Genomic DNA, 2,471 nt, shown 5'->3' with positions numbered 1-2,471 from the left:
TGAAGAAGGGCGAGGAGGTCGAGGATCGCGTCCGCAGTTCCCTGGGCCGCTCGCCCCAGGCTGAAAAGATGAGCCACGCGATGGAAACCGCCGCGGCCAAGGCCCAGTCGTTCAGCGCCGAACAGCGGGCGGCCCTCGAGGCCCGCCTGGCCAAGGTGCGGGAGACGGTGTCGGAGACCCTGGCCCCCTGGAACCTGCCGGCCATCGGCCAGGCGCTGGAAAAGCTCGCCGCCAAGGTGGACGCCCTCAGCCATGAGGTGGCGGCCCTGAAGGCCGAAAAGACCCCTCCTCCGGCGGCCTAACCTCTACCCGGCCGTGCGTAGGCTGCGACGAGGCCCATGATCTGGGCGGCGGCGCGGGCGAGGCGGGCGCGTGGCGGCCCCGGGTCGCCTTCGAGATCCAGCTCAAGGGCGTGATGGGCGATGGCGGTGACCAGCACGCGGGCGAGACCATCGAGCGCTTCGGGGGGCGCGGCGATGGCGCCCGCCTGGGCCAGGGCGTCCAGCATCCCGCGGAGCGCCTCGCGCTGGGCGGCGGCGATGCGGCGCAGGCGCGCGGCGATGTCCGGATAACGCAGGACCAGGGCGCCGGCCTCCCGATGCAGGAAGCGGCCGTCCCACGCCTCCTCGACGAGGATGTGGACGTGGGTCCACAGGGTCTCCAAAGTCGCGCCCTCGCCCCGGCAGGCCCGCGCGGCGGCATCCAGCACCAGGTCGACCTCGTCCTGACAGGCGCCCGCCAGCACCGCCAGGATCTCCGGCTTACCCTTGAAGTGGTAGTAGAGGTGGCCGGGGCTGATCCCGAGGGCGGCGGCGATGTCGACGGCCGAGAGGGCGCCGACGCCCTCTTCATTGAAGAGGACCCTTGCCGCCTCCAGGATGCGCGCCTTGGTCGCGGACGGGTGGTCGGACTGCATCGTCGAGGCGAGAGCGAACGCCCTGCGGCTACGCCGCCTGGGCGGTGAACTGCAGCTTGGCGAGCTTGGCGTAGAGGCCGCCGCGGGCGAGGAGCTCGGCATGGGTGCCCTCGTCGACGACGCGGCCGCCGTCCATCACCACGATGCGGTCAGCCTCCAGGACCGTGGCCAGGCGATGGGCGATGACCAGGGTGGTGCGGCCTCGCATCGCCTCATGCAGGGCCTGCTGGACGAGGCGCTCGTTCTCGGCGTCCAAGGCGCTGGTCGCCTCGTCGAGCAACAGGATAGGCGCGCGGCGAATGAGCGCGCGGGCGATGGCCAGGCGCTGGCGCTGGCCGCCGGACAGGGTCTTGGCGTGCTCGCCCACCACGGTCTCGAAACCCTGGGGCAGGGCGGCGATGAAGCCCTCCGCCTGGGCGGCCAGGGCGGCGGCGCGGACCTCGGCGTCGATGGCGGCAGGACGGCCGAAGCGGATGTTGTCGGCGGCCGAACCGGAGAACAGCGGCGCCTCCTGGGCGACGAGCGCCATCCGGGCGCGCACCTGCGCCGGATCGGCCTGGCGCAGGTCGACGCCGTCGATGCGCACCGACCCGCCATCCGGATCATAGAAGCGCAGCAACAGCCTCAACACGGTGCTCTTGCCCGCTCCCGAGGGGCCCACCAGGGCGACCCGCTCGCCCGGCCGGGCGGCCAGGGTGAAGCCATTGAGGGCCGGCGGCCCGGCCCGGCCCGGATAGGCGAAGCGCACGTTCTCGAAGGCGACCTCGCCACGCGGCGCCGGCAGGGGCCAAGGCCGGGTGGGCGCCTGGATGGCCGGGGCGGTGTCCAACATCGCCACGATCCGCTCGGCTGCGCCGGAGGCCTTCTGAATCTGGCCCCACACCTCGGAGAGGTCCTTGACCGCGTTGGCGGCCAGGAAGGCCAGGCCCAGGAGTTGGAAGAGCGCTCCGGGGCTCAAGGTATGGTCGACGATCACCTCCACCGCCGCGCGGAACAGCAGGGCCAGCATGCCCCCGAAGATCATCACGATCATCAGGAACGAGAGCAGGCCCCGGGCGCGGATCTGGGCGCGGGACGCTTCGAAGGCGCTCTCGATCGCCGCGTTGAAGCGGCCGGCCACGGCGTCCTCCTGGCCGAAGGCCTGGACCGTGTCGATGGCGCCCAGCCCCTCGCCGGCATAGCCGACCGCCTGCGCGAAACGGTCCTGGGCCCGGGCCGAGAGCGCCTGAAGGCGCCGGCTCATCAACAGCATGGGTGTCAGCAGGATGGGAATCAGCATCGTCACCAGCAGCGTGAAGTCCGGGCTGACCACCACCATCAGCACCAGGCCCCCGGTGAGGGTGACGAGGTTGCGCACGGCCACCGGGATCACATTGCCGACGATCGCCTCGACGATCGACATGTCGCTGGTGAGTCGCGAGAGCACCTCGCCGGTGCGCAGGTTCACGAAGTGGCCGAGGTCGAGGCCCAGCACATGGCGGAAAACGCGCTTGCGAAGATCCGCCACCACGCGCTCGCCGAGCTTGTAGAGGAAGTACAGCCGCAGGCCGGTCGC

3 protein-coding genes are annotated in these 2,471 nt (G+C 71.6%); 1 reads left to right on the top strand and 2 read right to left on the bottom strand.

Features of this window, described 5'->3' with window-relative positions:
- On the top strand, positions 1-302 hold a 302-nt coding region (locus VNW53_RS01225; protein WP_325553059.1), incomplete at its 5' end, for a hypothetical protein.
- On the opposite strand, the gene VNW53_RS01220 is transcribed toward VNW53_RS01225, so the two are convergent.
- Both VNW53_RS01220 and VNW53_RS01215 read right to left on the bottom strand, forming a co-directional pair.
- Entirely contained in the window at positions 299-916 is a 618-nt protein-coding gene (locus VNW53_RS01220; RefSeq protein ID WP_325553058.1) for a TetR/AcrR family transcriptional regulator, read from the bottom strand. The two genes, VNW53_RS01225 and VNW53_RS01220, sit on opposite strands and share 4 nt — an antisense overlap.
- A 28-nt stretch (positions 917-944) precedes the next feature.
- Positions 945-2,471: ABC transporter transmembrane domain-containing protein (locus VNW53_RS01215; RefSeq protein ID WP_325553056.1), on the bottom strand; the 1,527-nt coding region annotated here is incomplete at its 5' end.

The sequence above is a fragment of the Phenylobacterium sp. genome, from assembly GCF_035569475.1.
GTDB lineage: Bacteria > Pseudomonadota > Alphaproteobacteria > Caulobacterales > Caulobacteraceae > Phenylobacterium.
This window is presented reverse-complemented; position numbering and strand designations above follow the sequence as displayed.

Excerpts from the sequence above, each read along its gene's own strand:
- VNW53_RS01220 (WP_325553058.1), bottom strand. The coding sequence starts at position 916 with ATGCAGTCCGACCACCCGTCCGCGACCAAGGCGCGCATCCTGGAGGCG.